This window comes from Rhodococcus sp. IEGM 1341 (genome assembly GCF_030056895.1).
Taxonomy (GTDB): domain Bacteria; phylum Actinomycetota; class Actinomycetes; order Mycobacteriales; family Mycobacteriaceae; genus Rhodococcoides.
In genome coordinates, this window is sequence record NZ_JASHKV010000001.1 from 1190871 (window position 1) to 1208859 (window position 17989).

A 17989-nucleotide genomic window follows, 5' to 3' on the forward strand; every position below is an offset into this window, starting at 1 on the left:
GGGCGAAGACCGTCGGTCGTCATGCCGTCATGTCGAAAGCGGCGATCACCTTGTTCGGTGTCACCCGAACGATCAATTCGCCCGGAACACCGTTGCGTGCGCCGAACTCCTCGGCGCGATCGCGGCCCATGTACCGAGCCCCCAGCTCGGTGGCGGTGCGGAGCAACTCGGCGGGATCCTCGTCGACCGACGCGATGCCCTGCACCTGGACGAATCCGTACGGCGGCTCTTCGAGATCGACGGTCAGCACCACGCGGGGATCACGGCGAATCGACTTTCCCTTCGCGGTGTCGGCCCCCGTGTTGAACACGATCTCGTCGCCCTCGACGATGAACCAGACGGGGGCCACCAGGGGCCTGCCGTCGGAGGCCAGGTATCCGAGCTTGCCGGTGCGGGTACCCGTGGACAGAAACTCGCGTACGCGCGGATCGGTGATCGACGTCATCGCAGACACGCTACGCGGGTGATCCGACAGAATCGGCGATCGCGGACACTTCGGCAGGTCCTCGAGATCCATTCACGCTGCTCCGGCCTCACCGGCCGAGAGTCGCTCCGACCAGAAGCAATCTCATGGCTCGCTCCGTGGCGTCGGTCAGGAACTCGGCACCCCGTTCGAGCGCCTCGACCAACTCGACCGGTGAGGGCAGGATGCCGGCGAAGGCGTCGATACCCGAGTCGTAGTTGGCGCGGGCGTCGAGCCCGATGGTTCCCGCGAGCGCCACCACAGGTTTGCCGTGAAGCTTGGCTCGGCGGGCGACCTCCGTCGGGATCTTCCCCTTCGGCGTCTGCTTGTCGATGGACCCCTCGGCGGTCAACACCAGGTCTGCTGTCGCGATGAGGCTGTCGAGGTCGACATGATCGAGCATCACCTCGAAGCGCGGTAGCAGCTCGGCCCGCAGGACCGCTGCCACGCCTGCCCCCATCCCGCCGGATGCGCCGGTACCGGGCCCGGTGCGGAGGTTCAGACCGGCCGGCCGCGTCGATACGTCACGCTCCAACACCTCGGCCCAGCGGTCCATCGCAGCCGACAGGATCTCCACTTGCGTCGCGGTGGCCCCCTTCTGCGGTGCGAAGACCCGGGCGACTCCGCCGGGCCCACAGAGAATGTTGTGTGGGTTGCATGCGACCCTGATCTCCACACCGCTTCCCGGACTCAGCCGTGAATCGAGGCCGGATACATCGATGTGGTCGAGCCGAGTCAACTCGCCTCCGCCGTCGCCCAATTCGAGGCCTTCGGCATCGAGGAGTCGCACTCCGAGCGCCTGCAGGAGCCCCGCACCGCCGTCCGAGGTGCCGGAGTCGCCGCAGCCCAACAGGATTCGTTCGGCACCGTAGTCGAGGGCGGTGCGGATGAGCTCACCGACTCCGCGGCTCGTGGTCACCGTCGGGTCGCGCATGTCTCGCGGAACCAGCGACAGACCGGCCGCTGCTGCCATCTCCACGACCGCGGTGACCGGCCCGTCCGTTCCCAGCAGAGCGAAATGGGAATCGACCGGCTTGCCCACCGGCCCGGTCACGACGGTGTCGATCACCTTGCCCATCGTGGCACCGGCAAGGGCGCGAGCGGACCCCTCACCCCCGTCGACGAGGGGGACCGAGTTGACGATGGCCCCGGGCACCACCCGGCGAATACCAGCGGCAATGGCCGACGCGACCTCGTCGGCACCGAGAGATTCCTTGAACCCGGACGGGGCGACGACGAACCGGAGTGGGGTGGAAGACGGCATGGTGATCGATTCCTTTTCGAGGGTGGGAGATCAGGAGATGGGGGTGCCGAGCAGCGGCCACACGAACACGGCGAAGAACAGCACGGTCCCTGCGGTCAGCGGCGCGAGAAAGGCGGACAGGCGTAGCAGGTCCTTCGGTGAATACGTCTCCACACCTTCGGCTTTGCCGAAGATTGCCACCGGCTTCGCCGAGGACGGCATGGTGTGGCAGAAGCCTGCTGCAGCCGTCGACGCGAAGGCCGCGGCCATGGGGTCGACTCCGAGCGCCGAAGCCGTGGTGACGACGAGCGGAACGAGGACGGACGAACGTGCCGAGCGAGATTGGATGAGAAGGTGCGAGGCCACGGACAGCACGATCACCACCGCGATGAACACCCAGGGCGGTGCCGAGCCGATCGGAACCACCGTGAACAGCCCGTCCGAGAGCCACCCTGCCGCACCGGACGTCGTCAACGCGGTCCCGAGGGCCAGCGTTGCCGCCATGAACAACAGCAGCGACCACGGCACGGTAGCGAGCGCCTTTCCGAAGTCGGTGGTACCCACCCGCGGTGAGGTGGAGATCAAGGCACCCAGCAGGGCGATGATGGCGGGGTGCACGCCGTGCAACGGTTCGGAGCACCACAGCACGATGACGACGGCCAGCAGCGTCGCGGCCCGGTTCTCCGCGATGGTCAGCGGTCCCGTCACCGGTGTCGGGAGTCGCGATGCCATGTCGGATACGTTCACCGTCAACGGTATTCGGCGATCCTCCCGATCGGTGAACAGCACCAGTACCAGTTCGGCGGCGCAGTGACTGCTGACCACGGCCAGCGGCACACCGAGCAACAGCCACGCGGTGAAGCTGATCCCGGTACCCGTCGCACTCTCGAGCACCTGGCTGGTGATCAGATGCGCCCCCGCCCCGATGAGCGTCGCCACCGCGGACAGCAGGATGACGGTAGGAAACAGGATTGCCAACGCCCGCACCACCCGCTTGCGCTCGGCGAGCGCCTGCGCCAACGCCAAGAACACCGGCAGCGCAAGGGCGGCGCGACCCGAGGTGGCGGGAATCGCGAAAGCGGTCACGATCAACGCGGCCGTCACCAGATGGGCGAGCTGGCGTACGCTACGCGCGCCACTGACGATGAACACTGCTGCGCGCGTTGCCAAACCGGACTCACGGACTCCCGCGGCGATGATGAATGCCGCGATGAGAAGCCAGATGGTCTCCTCGCCGAGAGTGTCGAACAGTGCGTCGGTGCTCACCACACCGGTCAGTACCAGAGCAAGTGCGGCACCGAGAGCTACGTAGGTGTCGTCGATCTTCGTGAACACCCAGAGCGCGACAGCTGCGGTGAAGACCACGAGCGTGGTCCGCCCGGCGCTGGGCAGCCCTTGCGCCGCGCCGGCGAGTACGCCCAGGAGTACCAGCAGCGCAACCGAACTCATGACACCCTGGACCAGTCGGCGGGTCAACAGATCGCGAAAGCGCCACGAGCGCATCGGTTCCGGGACAGGAGGTGGCTGCGTTCTGTAGCTGACCGTGTTCATGGTGACCAGTCTCGGTCCGTCCGATGAAACGTCGATGAACGTTCCATGAGCGTTCTTTCATGTGCCGTTCCACTGCCGTGGGTGACGTGGAAACATTTCTGGCAGAACGAAATCGTCGGTCGCTCACCGTGCCGGCAGGTCGAGCCCGAATGTCGCACCGGCACCGGGCCGACTGTCGAGTGTCGCTGCACCGTGATGCCCGTCGGCGATCGCTCGCACGATACTGAGGCCCAGACCCGCTCCGCCGTTGTCCGAGCGAGGCGAAGCACTGGTGCCGCGGGCAAATCGTTCGAAGATGGTCGGCGCGTCCTCGCTGGACACACCGGGACCGGTGTCGCTCACCCACAACAGAACTCGGTCCAGGGCGAGCTCGGAGCCCACGACGATCCGGTCACCGGGGCCGGTGTGCGACACCGCATTCTGCGCCAGCTGAAGCACTGCCTGCGTCACTCGTTGTGGATCGACCCGCACCGAGCCCGTGCCGACGTGCCCCAGTATCCAGTCGCGGTCGGCGAGCGCGCGCACCTTCGCGTCGATGTCGCGCGTGAGGGTCTCGAGATCCACCGGTTGCTTGTGCACGAAATCCGGCCGCTCGGCTTTGGCGAGGAGCAACAGATCTTCCACGATCCGGTTCATTCGGTCCAACTCGTCGGTGACGAGCCGGACCGTCTCTTCGCGCTCGCGTGGATCATCACCCATCAGTTCGAGATGCCCCAGCACGATCGTGATCGGCGTACGAAGCTCATGGCTCGCGTCGTCGACGAATTGTCGCTGCGCGGCGAACGCGGACTCCAATCGATCGAGCATGTCGTTGAAGGTGTCGGCGAGTTCGGCGACGTCGTCTCGGCCGTCCACTTCGATCCGCCTGGAGAGGTCGTCGGTGGTGATCTGGGCTGCGGTCCGCCGAACCAGACGCACGGGCGCAAGGATCTGCCCGGCCACGACCCAGGCGATGCCGCCGGTGAACAGCAGTGCCATCAGTGACACTCCGATCACCACACGAACGGTGTCGGATACGTCCGCGCGTTCGCGGTCGACGAGGATTCCGATCGCGAAAGTTCCGGCCTGGCCGCCGCCGGAAGGTTCGGCGACCTGTTTCGCCCAGGCGACTTCGCCTTCCGAAGTCTGCGTCGATCCCACACTGTCGGGTGAGTCCACGATCGCCGATACGACGGCCGCGTCGGCGACCAGATCTCCCGGGCCGCTGCGCTCCTGACGCAGCAGTCGGTCGGTGTAGCCGAACAGGATCTCGTCGTCGTCCGGGTATTGGCGCTGCAGGTGCAACTGGAGCAGATCGGCGACATTGCCGAACGGCAACCCGTCGTCCGGATCCCGGCCGGTCGCAGCGAACTCGCTGAACTCGCCGATCTCTTGCTCGAGCGCCACCGCGGTGTCTCTCTCGACATCGGCGAGGAGGATCGTTCGGACGGCAACCCCCACGGCCAGCATGGCCAGTGCCATGACGAACAACAGCCAGCCGAGGATGCGCACCCGCGCCGGAACACGGGTTCCCACCCGGGGACGACGAGGCGCAGGCTCGGGCACAGGGCCCTTCCGAGCGAGCACCTCGGTGCGGGCATCACTGCCGTCGATCAGTTTCTCGGTCGAATTCACCCGTCGTCGTCTTCCACATCGTCGTCGCCATCCGCATCGTCCTGGCCACCGACGTCGTCATCATCGTCATCACCGTCCGGAATGACTTCGACAGGCGGAGGGGCAGGGACGACGATGGACTGCGGTGCTGCCGGCGGCTCCGCTGCAGCAGGAGCCGTACCGCCCACCGGGCCCGTGGCCGCGGGAGGAATTTCAGCCACCGAGGGGGCCGCGGTCGAGGGTGCAGCGGTCGGGGGTACAGCGGTCGGGGGTACAGCGGTCGAGGAGGGCGGTGTGGCCGATGGGGGCGGCGCCTCGCCGGAGGTCTCGGATGCGCTCGGTGCCGCGACTCCGACGGTGACTCGCGGCTCGAAGCTCGGTGGCTGCGGGATGTCGGCGAGTACGGTGCTCGCCAGTGCTACGCCCACCGGGACGATGACCACGGCCGCCAGGACGGCGATCTTGGGTGCGAACTTCACATCACCACACTGTCTCGAACGAGTGAGACGCCGATGAGGGCAACATGAGTGAGTTCTCATGTCCGGCTATGGACCGAATTTTCGTCCGCGAACCCGGTGCCTATCCGGCGGACGCGTGGGTCAGCGCGCCGGCGCAGATCGTCGCTCGGATCTCGGTGTCGGCCAGATCGTGTGCCGATCGGTGCACGGGATGCTCGACGAGAACGACGATGTCCGCCGTATCCCCCACGCGGAGTATCCCGCGGCCACCGCACGCCGCCCGCAGTGCCACCTCGAGAGGTACGGCTTCTTCGGGGTGCCACGGGGGTCGGTCGTCGTCGGTACGGAACACCGCCGCGGCGACTCCGGCCAACGGCTCGGGCGGACTGACCGGGGCGTCGGAACCGAACAGCAACCTCGCCCCGCTCCGGTGCAAGGTTCCGTATCCGTACGCCACCGAGCGCCGCCCGGCCCACAGATCCTCGGCGATCTCGCGATCGGCCATCGCGTGCTGCGGCTGCACCGATGCCGCGACGCCGAGCGCTGCGAAACGCGTGATGTCCTCCGGCAGGATCTGTTGCGCATGTTCGATTCGACCACCGCAACCGGCGCGCTCGAACGCATCGAGAGCAACACCGTTCGCGCGGTCACCGATCGCGTGGATCGCCGGAACGATGCCGCCGCGTGAGGCCCGCGACACGAGCTCGAACAGACCTTCCTGGGTCTCGAGCAGCAGACCGTACGCGTCGTCACCCTCGATCCCCGGGTACCTGTCGTGGCAGCACGCCGTCCGGGTGTTGAGCGAGCCGTCGAGCATCACCTTGAGCGGTCCGCGCCGGATCAGTTCCGACAGAGCCGAGACGTCTCCGGTCCGCTCGCCGCGCTCGAGTGCTTCGTCGAGCCATTGCGGCCACACGGTCGTGTCGACGCGTACCGCGGGAGAGCCGGCCGTCAGGCGTCGATCCCAGACCGTCTTGTTGTCGGCGAACTCGAAATCCACGACGCCGGTGACTCCGCGGACCGCCAGTGCCGCGGTCGCGTCGAGCACGGCTCGATCGAGTTCGGCCGGGTCCTCCTGCTCTTCGAGAGCCATGACCGCTTCGAGGCCGTCGACGTCACGCAACACACCGGTGGGGTGGTCGATACCCAGGTCGTCGAGCAACGCCGGGCTCAGCCACAGCGTGTGCAGGTCCATGCTCGTCATCGCCACGCGGGCACCGGGCAACGCATTCTCGAGCAGGTCCTTGTGTGGCTCCTCCGGCCACTGTGCATCGCGGAAACCGTTGGCGCGCACCACGGATTCACCTGACGTACGCGCGTAGGGGTACACCAGCGCGACGGCGTCGGCCGCCGACATCGCCGGCCCGACGTCGATTCGCCTACGGGCCGCCGCCCACTGCGTCAGGTGCACGTGAGAGTCCACGAATCCGGGTAGCGCCACCCCGCCCCCACCGTCGAGCACCTCGTCACCCGCTGCGCGTCGAGTACCTGCGGGGGTGATCGCCGCGATGACCGACCCTGCCAGTTCGATGTCGAAGAGCACGCCGGAACCATCCAGTGCGACATTGGCGATAATCACTCCTGGGACTCTAGAGCGTCGACTTCACGGGCGCGCATGCCATCCTCTAGCAATGAAGACAGAGCCTGTTGCGATGCAGACAGAGCAGACCGGTCCCGTCGGATATCACGCGAGCGTGACGGTGCGCTGGTCCGACATGGACGCCTTTGCGCACATCAACCATGCACGGATGGTCACCCTGCTCGAAGAAGCGCGAATCGAATGGCTGCTCAGCGAGGGCGAGGCCAACGAGTCGCTGATCAAGAGTGCGTTGATCGCCAACGTGACCATTGCGTACAAGAAGCCGCTCCGTCATTCGGACGGTCCACTCGACGTCACCCTGTGGTTCGAGAAGGTGCGCGCTGTCGACTTCACCATCGGGTACGAGGTGCGCGCCGCGGGCGCGGCACCGGATTCGCCGCCCGCGGTGGTGGCGACCACCCGGATGGCGATGGTAAACGTCGGTGCCGAGACTCTGCGCCGCATCGCGCCGGAGGAGAAGGCTTACCTCGCGCGCTGGACTCGCTGAAACTCGGCCGCCCGGTCGACGAACCACGCCAACGCAGCCGGGTCGTCGACGGCACTCGCATCGACGGTGCCTGCCGCAGCGGCACCTTGGAAAAGTCGTTTGAGCGGTACCTCGAGTTTCTTCCCGGTTCGAGTGTGGGGCACCGCGGGCGTGGCGATGACGTCGTCGGGAACGTGTCGCGGCGACACCTGGGTTCCGATGACGGATCGGATGCGTTCACCCAACTCGTCGGTCGCGCCGCCCGGGACCACCACGAACAGCGGCATCCAGTATCCGCCGTCGGGTAGCTCGATGCCCAGAACGAGCGCCTCGGTGACCTCGTCCAGCGATTCGACGGCCTGATAGATGTCGGCGCTCCCCATACGAATTCCGTTGCGGTTGAGCGTGGAATCCGACCGGCCGTGGACGAGCACACTGCCGCGATCGGTCCTGGTGATCCAGTCGCCGTGCCGCCAGATTCCCGGATAGGTCTCGAAGTACGCCTCTCGGTAACGAGATCCGTCCGCGTCGTTCCAGAAGTGCAGCGGCATCGACGGCATCGGCTCGGTGACGACCAGTTCACCGACGGTGCCGCGGACGGGCTCGCCGTCCTCGTCGTAGGCGTCGAGCGCGACGCCGAGGAACGGCACCGACAGCTCCCCCGCCCGGACCGGCGCGGTCCGCACTCCCCCGGCGAACGCCGACACCACGTCGGTGCCACCGGAGATGGAGAAGACCGGTACGTGGGCTCCGATGTTCTCCGACAACCAGATCGACGACGTCGCAGGCATCGCGGATCCGGTGATGCCGATGGCCCGCAGTGCCGAGAGATCGTGATCGGTGCCCGGATGTGCGTCGGCCTTGATGCATGCGAGTACGTACCCGGGGCTGGTGCCGAGATAGGTCACACCCAGGCGAGCGGCGATGTCCCACAATGCATCAGGCGTCGGAAATGCGGGATTGCCGTCGGCGCACACGATCGTGGACCCGGCCAGCAGACCGGCGACCTGAAAGTTCCACATCATCCAGCTGGGGCTGGTGTACCAGAAGAAAACGTCCTCCGGCCCCAGATCGGAGTGCAGGGCAACCGATTTGAGATGCTCGAGCACCACGCCACCGTGACCGTGCACGATGCCCTTGGGCAGACCGGTGGTACCGGAGGAGAACACGACCCACAGCGGATGATCGAACGGCACTGCGGCCGGTTCCAATTCACGGCTCTGCGCTGTTGCGGCAGACCAGCTCACTGCAGTTCCCGACGCCTCGCCGACCGTCACCACCAGCCGTAGCGTCGGCAGCCCGGCCGTGACCGCGTCGACATCGGCGGCCTTGTCTCGGAACTTCCCTCCGTAGACGTACCCGTCGGCAGTGATCAGTGCCGTGGGTTCGAGTTGTCCCAGACGATCGAGCGCTGCCGAGGCCGAGTAGTCCTGCCCGCACGCGGACCACACCGCACCCAGACTCGCGGTCGCCAGGAACGCGATCACCGCCTCGGGGACGTTGGGCAGATACCCGACGACGCGGTCGCCGCGTCGAACTCCCGCGCCTGCGAGCGTCCCCGCCAGCGCCCCGGCCTGATCGATCATCTCCTCCCACGTCACGGTCCGCGTCGAACCGTCTTCACGGGCGTGCACGATCGCGGCGCGACCGGGTCGAGCGTGCCGAGTCACGTGGTCCACGTAGTTCAGTTCCGTACCCGGGAACCACTGCGCGCCAGGCATCGTGCGCTCCGCAAGCACCGTTGTCGGCACGCTGGAGGAGCGAACCTCGAAGAAGTCCCACACCGCTCGCCAGAACAGCTCCAGCTCGGTGGTCGACCATCGCCACAGAGCGAAGTAGTCCGGTAGAAGCACATCGTGACGTTGCTCGACGAAGCGCGCGAACGCGGTCACCCGAGCCTCGGCGAGGTCGGAATCCGTCGGCGTCCACAGCGCACTGGTCATGGAAGCGAGTATGTCAGCCGAAGGGCAGCTGTTCGATCAGGCCGAGCGATCGCTCGCGCATCTCCACCTTGCGCACCTTGCCGGTGACCGTCATCGGGAACTCGTCGACCACGTGCACGTACCGCGGGATCTTGTAGTGCGCCAACCGCCCGTCGCAGAACTCACGCACCGCTGCCGAATCGAGCGGCGCAGCATCGTCTTTCATCCGGATCCACACCATCAGCTCTTCGCCGTACTTCGCGTCGGGCACACCGATCACCTGCGCGTCGAGGACGTCGGGATGGGTGTACAGAAACTCCTCCACTTCGCGGGGATAGATGTTCTCGCCGCCGCGAATCACCATGTCCTTGATCCGTCCGGTGATCGCCACGTAGCCATCGTCGTCCATCACCCCGATGTCGCCGGTGTGCATCCACCCCTCGTCGTCGATGGCCTCGGCGGTCTTCTCCGGCTGCTCCCAGTAGCCCAACATCACCGAATACCCGCGCGTGCACAGCTCGCCCGCCTCCCCACGCGGCAGTGTGCTGCCCTCGATCGGATCGACGATCTTCACTTCGAGGTGCGGACCGACGCGTCCGACGGTCGACACCCGTTGCTCGACGGAGTCCTCGCTCCGAGTCTGCAGCGACACCGGAGAAGTCTCGGTCATGCCGTAACAGATCGACACCTCGGCCATCCCCATCCGCTCGATCACCTGCTTCATCACCTCGGTGGGGCACGGCGATCCGGCCATGATGCCGGTACGCAGACTGCCGAGGTCGAAATCCTCGAAGTTCTCCAGTGCCAGTTCTGCGATGAACATCGTCGGGACTCCGTAGAGCGACGTGCACTTCTCCGTGGCGACGGCCGTCAACGTCGCGACCGGATCGAACGAGGGTCCGGGAATCACCATCGCTGCGCCGTGCGACGTGCACGCGAGATTGCCCATCACCATGCCGAAGCAGTGGTAGAACGGCACCGGAATGCACACTCGGTCCTCGGCGGTGTAATGGCAGAGCTCGCCGACGAAGAATCCGTTGTTGAGGATGTTTCGATGACTGAGCGTCGCACCCTTGGGGAAACCCGTTGTCCCCGAGGTGTACTGGATGTTGATGGCGTCGTCGCAGCGGAGCCGCTCGGACACATCGGTGATCATGCGCGGAGTCTTCGCCAGCGCTCGATGCCCGCGATCGGTCATCGCTTCCCACTGGATGCTCCCGATGAACAGCACCTCACGCAGGGACGGCACCTCGGGGCGGGCGTCGTCGATCATCGCCGCGTAGTCCGACCCCTTGAACTCCCTGGCCGACAACAACACCGACACCCCGGCCTGCTTCAGCACGAACTGCAACTCGTGCGAGCGGTACGCGGGGTTGATGTTGACCAACACGGCACCGACCTTGGCCGTCGCATACTGCGCCAGAACCCATTCCGGGCAGTTCGGTGCCCACATTCCGACGCGGTCCCCCACCTCGACTCCGGCCACGAGCAACCCGGCCGCCAACAGATCGACGTCGGCGACGAACTCCGAGTAGGTCCACCGTCGCCCGGACGCAACATCTATCAGCGCATCGCGATCCGAGTACCGCGCCGCAGTTCGATCCAGATTCGCACCGATCGTGTCGTCCAGCACCGCTGTGTCCGACTCACCGGAAGAGTAACTGTCCATACGGCCACGGTAGTGAGCCCCGTCACCGTCGGCCACCCCCGAATAGGGGGATGTCACTCGAGGGTGAGGGCCTCGCCTGCCTCGAGCACATCGGCTCGCGAGGTGTCCTTCAACGCCACACCCGACCGCCCGAGCTTCCTGGCACCGGCCAACAGACCGGCCACGATTCGTGCCGACTGCGCATACCCCTGGCCTTCCGGCGGATGGATGTTGGATACGCAATTGCGATCGGCGTCGGTGCACCCGGGTTTCGGCAGATGCGTCAGATAGATACCGAGACTGTCGGCGACCGACAACCCCGGACGCTCCCCGATCAGCACCAACACCGTCCGCACACCCATCGCAGCCGCGATGTGGTCACCGAGCGCCACCCGCGCCTCGGTTGCAATGACCGGAGCCGCGATCGAATAACGATCGGAGAGCTCTGCTTTCAGCGCCTCCAGCATCGGCACGCCGTGATCGGCGAGCGCACGTGGGGACAACCCGTCGCCCAACACGATACCGATCTCGCTCTCGGAATTCACCACCTCCGACAGATCCTTCGGTTGCCGACCGAGATCGGGCCGTCGCAGATACTCCGCGCGACTCGTCGCCAACGACGTCACCACCGACGGCGAACCGAGACCGACCTGCTCCACCCGGCCCACGAACTCCTCGACCTCGAGCGGCATGTGCACAGCATCACGCGCCGCAGCATGCGCCGAGCGAAACTCGAGCACCCGCGTGGTCGGCAACGAATCACCGATGCGGCCCAACCCGATTCGAGCCTGCGTCATCGCGCGCAACTCGCCCCAGAACTCTGTTTCCGGTCGTTCCGCTGGCGTGCTCATCGCGCGCTCATCAACGCGCGCAGCGGTGATCCCGCGGCATCGACGTCGAGGACTCTGCCGTCGGCGTCCACCATGCCCAGCCGGGAGAGCCACGACTCGAATTCCGGAGCGGGTCGCAGACCGAGAACCTGCCGAACGTAGAGCACGTCGTGAAAGCTCAACGACTGGTAGCCGAGCATGACGTCGTCGGCACCCGGCACCGCGATGACGAACGCAACCCCGGCGGTACCCAGGAGCGTCAGCAGGGTGTCCATGTCGTCCTGGTCGGCCTCGGCATGGTTGGTGTAGCATACGTCGACACCCATCGGCAGTCCCAGCAGCTTGCCGCAGAAGTGATCTTCGAGGCCCGCCCTGATGATCTGTTTGCCGTCGTAGAGGTACTCGGGCCCGATGAATCCGACGACGGTGTTGATCAGCAGCGGCTCGAGATCGCGGGCCACCGCGTACGCACGCGTTTCGAGGGTCTGCTGATCGACGGGGCGGTCGCCGGTACCGATGTGCGCGCCCGCCGACAACGCCGAACCCTGGCCTGTTTCGAGATACATGACGTTGTTCCCGACGGTTCCGCGGTGCAGCGATCGGCCGGCCTCGTTGGCTTGCCTAAGCAGCGGGATGTTCACTCCGAAGCTCGAATTGGCTCCTTCGGTGCCCGCAATGGACTGGAACACCAGATCGACCGGAACGCCCTTGTCGATCAGTTCCATCGTCGTCGTCACGTGCGAGAGCACGCACGATTGTGTGGGAATCTCGAAGCGCTGCCGGATCTCGTCGAGCAGGTGCAGCAGTTCGGCCGTCGCCTGAGGCGAGTCGGTCGCCGGGTTGATCCCGATGACCGCGTCGCCCGATCCGAGCAGCAACCCGTCGAGCGTGGCCGCGGCGATTCCGCGGGGGTCGTCCGTCGGGTGATTGGGTTGGAGCCGGGTGGTGAGCGTTCCGGACAGTCCCACCGTCGTACGAAAAGCCGATGTCACCTGCACGGCTCGAGACACCGCGATGAGATCTTGGTTTCGCATGATCTTGCTGACCGCTGCCACCATCTCCGGAGTCAGTCCGGCGGCCACCGACCGCAACGTCGCGGCCGCGTCCGGCCTGGCGGTGACCTGGAGAAGCCAGTCCCGCAGGCCGCCGACGGTCAGGTGCGACACTGCTCCGAAGGCGAGGCGGTCGTGTGAATCGATGATGAGGCGGGTGACCTCGTCGCTCTCGTACGGCACGAGCAGATCCTGCAGGAAGACGTCGAGCGAGACCTCCGACAATGCCCACTGGGCTGCCGCGCGCTCGGCATCCGATTCGGCTGCGCAGCCTGCCAATTCGTCGCCCGATCGAAGCGGTGTCGCCTTGGCCATCAAGTCCACCAACCCGTCGAAGGTGTAGGTGGTGCCCGAGACCTGTTGGGTGTAGATCGTCATTCCAGCTCGGCCTCGGCCTCGGCCAGCGCAGCGAACTCCTCGTCCGGCGAGTTCGCGACCAGATGATGCCTGCTGTAGATGCCGAAGTAGGCCATGAACGCGACGAACACGCCGAGGCACCACAGTGCCGCTGTGGAATCGACGACGAACGTGGCGACAACGGCGAGCGCTGCGACGATCAACGCGAATCCGGTGGTCACGACGCCGCCGGGGGTTCGGTACGGGCGTTCCATGTTCGGCTCCTTGCGACGGAGCACGATGTGACTGACCATCATCAGTACGTAGCTCAGCGCCGCCCCGAACACGGCCATGTTCAGCAACATTGCGCCCTGACCGGTCAGTGAGAGCAGGAAGCCGATGACGCCGGGGACGATCAAGGCGAGCGTCGGGGCCTTGCGAGAGTTGGTGATGGACAGTGTCTTCGGCAGGTATCCGGCACGCGAGAGCGCGAAGAGCTGGCGCGAGTACGCGTACATGATCGAGAAGAAGGACGCAACCAGTCCGGCGAGGCCGATGTAGTTGACGATCTTGCTCGCAGTTCCGTCACCGAGGGCTTCCACCAACGGATTTCCCGATTCCTTGACGGCGTCGGCACCGCCTGCGCCGGTCACCAGGAGCAGCACGACAGCACCGGTGACGAGCAGCACGCCCATGGCGGCGATGATGCCGCGTGGGACGTTCTTGGTCGGATCCTTGGCCTCTTCTGCGGCCAGCGGAACGCCTTCGATCGCAAGGAAGAACCAGATGGCGAACGGGACGGCAGCCCAGATGCCCAGGTAGCCGAACGGCAGAAATCCCGAAGCTCCGGCTGCGTCGGTGGGCGCGATGTCGGTCAGGTTGCTCGCGTCGAATTGTCCGATGGCGGCGACGGCGAACACGATGAGTCCGACCAAGGCGATCGCGGTGATGACGAACATGATCTTGAGGGCTTCGCCTGCGCCGGAGAGATGGATTCCGATGAACACCGCATAGACCACCAGGTAGACCCACCACCCGTCGGTGATGCCGAACAGCCCGAGGGATTCGACGTAGGCACCGATGAACGTCGCGATGGCGGCGGGAGCGATGGCGTACTCGATGAGAATCGCTGTACCGGTGGCGAATCCGCCCCACGGTCCGAGAGCGCGGCGGGCGAAGGTGTAGCCACCGCCGGCCGCGGGCAGCGCCGAGGACATCTCGGCCATGCCGAGCACCATGGCCAGGTACATGCCCGCGATGATGATCGCCGCGATGAGCAGACCACCGAAGCCACCCTCGGCGAGACCGAAATTCCATCCGGAATAGTCGCCGGAGATGACGTAGCTGACTCCGAGGCCCGCCAGCAGGACCCAGCCTGCCGTCCCCTTCTTCAGGGTTCGCTTGGCCAGGTAGTCACCGCCCTCGACGTGTGACTGAGTGCTCTCGTGGGAGCCCGATTTCGGGGGAGACGACTGGGGGTCTACTACGGACATGACAAGCCTCTCGTAGCCATAACGCTCGGGACGACGGTCACGCCCGAGGGGACGATTCACAACAGGTGTGGCGCGCGAATCGGTTCACGATAGGCGCGTGATGTAAGCGGCGCGTCATCGATGAATGACGGGCGAATTACGGCTGGTACCCGACGGCGTTGACGTCGCCGAGGTCTCCCTCGTCCGGTTCGGCGACTGTCAGTACTGCGTCCACCACAGCTCTGTTGGCTTCCAACTCACGCTCCAGCCGCCGGAGCGTGTGCGCGATGCGTGATTCTGCGAAATCACCGACGAGATCGACACTCGCCACCACGTAGAGCTGTTTGGGACCGACGAACTCGATGCGAACGAACCGGACCGACGCCACGTCGGGAAGTTCCTCGATCCGCTGCACCACCGCGTTCCATAATGCTCTCGATCCCGGTTCGCCGGTGAGGAATCGGCGGTTTCGATCTATCAGTACGAACGCGACGATTCCGAGCAGCACACCCACCAGAATCGAGCCGATGGCGTCGAAGGCAGCGTTACCGGTGAGCTGATGCAATCCGATTCCGGCACCGGCGATGACTATGCCGATCAGTGCGGCACTGTCCTCGGCGAACACTGCGCGCAGTGTCGGATCCGAGGTCTCGAGCGCGTGATCGAGAAAGTCTCTGTGGTACTCGGCGGCCTCGCCGCGAATCTGTCGAACCGATTGCAGAAACGAGACTCCCTCGAGCAGAAATGCGATGCCGAGCACCACGTATGCGACGAGGTAGTTCTCGCTGCTCGATTCGCCGGCGAACAGCGAGGTGATGCCGTGCCACACCGACACCGCCGCACCGGCAACGAAGAGTCCGACCGCTGCGAGAGTCGACCAGAAATAGGTCTCCCGCCCGTACCCGAGAGGCCGTCGATCGTCCGGTCCGCGGGATCCTCGACGATTGGCGACGAGCAGGAATATCTCGTTCCCGGTATCGGCCCAGGAGTGCGCGGCTTCGGCAACCATCGACGCAGATCCGGTGAACACCGCTGCACAGGTCTTCGCGATCGCGACGCCGAGGTTGGCGACGAAAGCGATGACCACGGTGCGCAGGCTCTCGTCACCCTCGACGTGGTTGGACTTCGGTGCGCTCTTCATCGTTCGCACTGTATGCGCTCCGCGCAGTGGTGCGGCTGAGTGCCGCCTGGGGCTCTCAGCCGCGCCACTGCCGCAGGCATTCAGCCCTGGAGCATCCCCGGAACGGGACATGCGTCGACGGCCTCGGCGACCACCAGCGGATCGTCGGGGATCTCCGGCCGTCGGCCTTCTTCCCAGTCGACACCCACGAGCGGTGGGTACTCGGCGAGGATGTCGTTCTCCTCGGCGGTGTACGCACGTCCGCGGCTGAGGAAGCGCACTCCCTCGGGCGATTCGAGCGAGAACCCACCGCCGCGGCCGGGAACCACGTCGAGCACGAGCTGCGTGTGCTTCCACGCCTGGAACTGAGACCCCGAAATCCACACCGGTACACCGTCGCTCCCGCTCGGGAGGCCCTGTGGGACCTCGCCGACGCCGAGCCTGAGGTCGATGTACCCCAGGAGAACGTCCCGGTCGCCGACGATGAATTCGCCGGCGGGATAACACATCGGCGACGACCCGTCACAGCATCCCCCGGACTGATGCATCATCAGTTCGCCGTGGATACCGCCGAGGCGACGGAGCAGGTCCATCGCCTCGACGGTGGTCTTCAGCCGCGCAGGCGGCCGAGGGGCATTCATCAGAAGAAGCCCTGTGCCTTCTGGGCGTAGCTGACCAACAGGTTCTTGGTCTGCTGGTAATGATCGAGCATCATCTTGTGGTTCTCACGGCCGATACCCGACTGCTTGTAGCCACCGAACGCCGCGTGCGCGGGGTACTGGTGATACGTGTTGGTCCAGACGCGACCGGCCTGGATATCGCGGCCGGCACGGTAGGCGATGCCGCCGTCCCGCGACCAGACGCCTGCGCCGAGCCCGTACAGGGTGTCGTTGGCGATCTCGATGGCGTTGTCGTAGTCGGTGAACGACGTGACCGAGACGACCGGCCCGAAGATCTCCTCCTGGAAGATGCGCATGTTGTTCTTGCCGGTGAAGATCGTGGGCTGCATGTAGTAGCCGCCGTTGAGGTCGCCGCCCAGCTGTGCGCGCTCGCCGCCGGTGACGACCTGTGCGCCTTCACCCTTGCCGATCTCGATGTACGACAGGATCTTCTGGAGCTGATCGTTCGAGGCCTGTGCGCCGATCATGGTCTCGGTGTCGAGCGGATCTCCCTGTCGCACAGCCTTGGTACGGATGGCTGCGAGGGCGAGGAACTCGTCGAAGATGTCGGCCTGGATCAGCGAGCGCGACGGGCAGGTGCACACTTCACCCTGGTTGAGGGCGAACATCGTGAAGCCCTCCAGCGCCTTGTCCTGGTAGTCGTCGTTGGCCTGCAGCACGTCGGAGAAGAAGACGTTGGGGCTCTTGCCACCGAGCTCGAGTGTCACCGGGATCAAGTTCTGCGACGCGTACTGCATGATCAGGCGGCCGGTGGTGGTCTCGCCGGTGAACGCGATCTTGGAGATACGCGGGCTCGAAGCCAGCGGCTTGCCTGCCTCGACGCCGAATCCGTTGACGATGTTGAGCACGCCCGCGGGCAGCAGGTCGCCGATGATCGAGATCAGGTGCAGGATCGACGCGGGGGTCTGCTCGGCGGGCTTGAGCACCACTGCGTTACCGGCGGCAAGGGCGGGGGCGAGCTTCCACACGGCCATGAGGATCGGGAAGTTCCACGGGATGATCTGCCCGACGACGCCGAGCGGCTCGTGGAAGTGGTAAGCGACTGTGTCGCTGTCGATTTCGGAGAGCGATCCCTCCTGCGCGCGGATGCAGCCGGCGAAGTATCGGAAGTGATCGATGGCCAGCGGGATGTCGGCGTTCAGTGTTTCGCGGATCGGCTTGCCGTTGTCCCAGGACTCCGCCAGCGCGATGGACTCGAGGTTGTCGGCGATGCGGTCGGCGATCTTGTTCAGGATCACGGCACGCTCGGCCGCGGAGGTCTTGCCCCATGCGGGGGCTGCGGCATGTGCGGCGTCGAGCGCGAGCTCGATGTCCTCGGACGTGGAACGGGCGACCTCGCAGAAGTTCTCACCGGTGACGGGAGTCGGGTTCTCGAAGTACTGGCCCTTGACCGGCGGTACCCACTCGCCGCCAATCCAGTTGTCGTAGCGCGACTGGAACGACATGACGGAATCGGCGGTACCTGGACGGGCGTAGACGGACATTGAAAATCCTCCTGATCGACACGTGCTTCACAGTTGATGCGGTGTGTGATTCAGGACACTAGGGCTTGCAA

Annotated in this window: 15 protein-coding genes; 1 reads left to right on the forward strand and 14 read right to left on the reverse strand. The window is 65.6% G+C overall.

Translation table 11 applies throughout. From position 1 onward, the window contains the following. Positions 1–19: 19 nt before the first annotated feature. The 6 genes from QM615_RS05255 to QM615_RS05280 all read right to left on the reverse strand — a co-directional run bounded on the left by QM615_RS05255 (position 20) and on the right by QM615_RS05280 (position 6887). Positions 20–445: a PPOX class F420-dependent oxidoreductase gene (locus QM615_RS05255; RefSeq protein WP_068051470.1), complete on the reverse strand. Its 426-nt coding sequence runs from the start codon at positions 443–445 to the stop codon at positions 20–22. Positions 446–533: 88 nt separating this feature from the next. Next, entirely contained in the window at positions 534–1727 is a 1194-nt protein-coding gene (locus QM615_RS05260; protein ID WP_149405326.1) for a glycerate kinase family protein, read from the reverse strand. 30 nt (positions 1728–1757) lie between these two features. Then, positions 1758–3257, reverse strand: a complete 1500-nt coding sequence (locus tag QM615_RS05265) for an SLC13 family permease (RefSeq protein ID WP_262498283.1) — start codon at positions 3255–3257, stop codon at positions 1758–1760. A 123-nt stretch (positions 3258–3380) separates the two neighbouring features. Further along, entirely contained in the window at positions 3381–4871 is a 1491-nt protein-coding gene (locus tag QM615_RS05270; RefSeq protein WP_262498282.1) for a sensor histidine kinase, read from the reverse strand. Next, positions 4868–5329, reverse strand: coding sequence for a hypothetical protein (locus QM615_RS05275; RefSeq protein WP_149405325.1), 462 nt, complete (start codon positions 5327–5329; stop codon positions 4868–4870). Before QM615_RS05275 ends, QM615_RS05270 begins: the two co-directional genes overlap by 4 nt. Positions 5330–5429: 100 nt before the next feature. Continuing rightward, complete coding sequence (locus QM615_RS05280; RefSeq protein WP_149405324.1) at positions 5430–6887, reverse strand: amidohydrolase; 1458 nt, start codon at positions 6885–6887, stop codon at positions 5430–5432. Between the two features lie 73 nt (positions 6888–6960). On the opposite strand from QM615_RS05280, the gene QM615_RS05285 reads away from it, so the two are divergent. Then, positions 6961–7395 carry an acyl-CoA thioesterase gene (locus QM615_RS05285; protein ID WP_149405620.1) on the forward strand — a complete coding sequence of 145 codons (435 nt, stop codon included), beginning with the start codon at positions 6961–6963 and terminating at the stop codon, positions 7393–7395. On the opposite strand, the gene QM615_RS05290 is transcribed toward QM615_RS05285, so the two are convergent. From QM615_RS05290 to exaC, 8 genes are all read right to left on the reverse strand, one after another. Then, entirely contained in the window at positions 7371–9317 is a 1947-nt protein-coding gene (locus tag QM615_RS05290; protein WP_149405323.1) for an acetoacetate--CoA ligase, read from the reverse strand. The two genes, QM615_RS05285 and QM615_RS05290, sit on opposite strands and share 25 nt — an antisense overlap. A 13-nt stretch (positions 9318–9330) precedes the next feature. Continuing rightward, positions 9331–10965, reverse strand: coding sequence for an AMP-binding protein (locus tag QM615_RS05295; protein ID WP_149405322.1), 1635 nt, complete (start codon positions 10963–10965; stop codon positions 9331–9333). A 53-nt stretch (positions 10966–11018) separates the two neighbouring features. Further along, positions 11019–11795, reverse strand: coding sequence for an ethanolamine ammonia-lyase subunit EutC (gene eutC, locus QM615_RS05300; protein WP_149405321.1), 777 nt, complete (start codon positions 11793–11795; stop codon positions 11019–11021). Then, complete coding sequence (locus tag QM615_RS05305) at positions 11792–13204, reverse strand: ethanolamine ammonia-lyase subunit EutB (protein ID WP_149405320.1); 1413 nt, start codon at positions 13202–13204, stop codon at positions 11792–11794. The genes eutC and QM615_RS05305 overlap by 4 nt, the downstream gene beginning before the upstream one ends. Continuing rightward, entirely contained in the window at positions 13201–14655 is a 1455-nt protein-coding gene (eat, locus tag QM615_RS05310) for an ethanolamine permease (RefSeq protein ID WP_094639118.1), read from the reverse strand. The genes QM615_RS05305 and eat overlap by 4 nt, the downstream gene beginning before the upstream one ends. 136 nt (positions 14656–14791) lie before the next feature. Next, the gene (locus tag QM615_RS05315) at positions 14792–15775 is read right to left on the reverse strand and encodes a cation diffusion facilitator family transporter (protein ID WP_094686512.1); all 984 of its coding nucleotides are present in this window, start codon (positions 15773–15775) and stop codon (positions 14792–14794) included. Positions 15776–15855: 80 nt separating this feature from the next. Next, positions 15856–16395 (reverse strand): DUF779 domain-containing protein, encoded by a 540-nt coding sequence (locus QM615_RS05320; protein ID WP_179276414.1) that lies wholly within the window; start codon positions 16393–16395, stop codon positions 15856–15858. After that, on the reverse strand, positions 16395–17918 hold the full coding sequence (exaC, locus tag QM615_RS05325) for an acetaldehyde dehydrogenase ExaC (protein WP_068051492.1): 1524 nt from the start codon (positions 17916–17918) through the stop codon (positions 16395–16397). Before exaC ends, QM615_RS05320 begins: the two co-directional genes overlap by 1 nt. Positions 17919–17989 lie beyond the last annotated feature (71 nt).

Excerpts from the sequence above, each read along its gene's own strand:
- QM615_RS05255 (WP_068051470.1), bottom strand. The coding sequence starts at position 445 with ATGACGTCGATCACCGATCCGCGCGTACGCGAGTTTCTGTCCACGGGT.
- QM615_RS05260 (WP_149405326.1), bottom strand. The coding sequence starts at position 1,727 with ATGCCGTCTTCCACCCCACTCCGGTTCGTCGTCGCCCCGTCCGGGTTC.
- QM615_RS05265 (WP_262498283.1), bottom strand. The coding sequence starts at position 3,257 with ATGAACACGGTCAGCTACAGAACGCAGCCACCTCCTGTCCCGGAACCG.
- QM615_RS05285 (WP_149405620.1), top strand. The coding sequence starts at position 6,961 with ATGCAGACAGAGCAGACCGGTCCCGTCGGATATCACGCGAGCGTGACG.
- QM615_RS05290 (WP_149405323.1), bottom strand. The coding sequence starts at position 9,317 with ATGACCAGTGCGCTGTGGACGCCGACGGATTCCGACCTCGCCGAGGCT.
- QM615_RS05295 (WP_149405322.1), bottom strand. The coding sequence starts at position 10,965 with ATGGACAGTTACTCTTCCGGTGAGTCGGACACAGCGGTGCTGGACGAC.
- eutC (WP_149405321.1), bottom strand. The coding sequence starts at position 11,795 with ATGAGCACGCCAGCGGAACGACCGGAAACAGAGTTCTGGGGCGAGTTG.
- QM615_RS05305 (WP_149405320.1), bottom strand. The coding sequence starts at position 13,204 with ATGACGATCTACACCCAACAGGTCTCGGGCACCACCTACACCTTCGAC.
- eat (WP_094639118.1), bottom strand. The coding sequence starts at position 14,655 with ATGTCCGTAGTAGACCCCCAGTCGTCTCCCCCGAAATCGGGCTCCCAC.
- QM615_RS05315 (WP_094686512.1), bottom strand. The coding sequence starts at position 15,775 with ATGAAGAGCGCACCGAAGTCCAACCACGTCGAGGGTGACGAGAGCCTG.
- QM615_RS05320 (WP_179276414.1), bottom strand. The coding sequence starts at position 16,395 with ATGAATGCCCCTCGGCCGCCTGCGCGGCTGAAGACCACCGTCGAGGCG.
- exaC (WP_068051492.1), bottom strand. The coding sequence starts at position 17,918 with ATGTCCGTCTACGCCCGTCCAGGTACCGCCGATTCCGTCATGTCGTTC.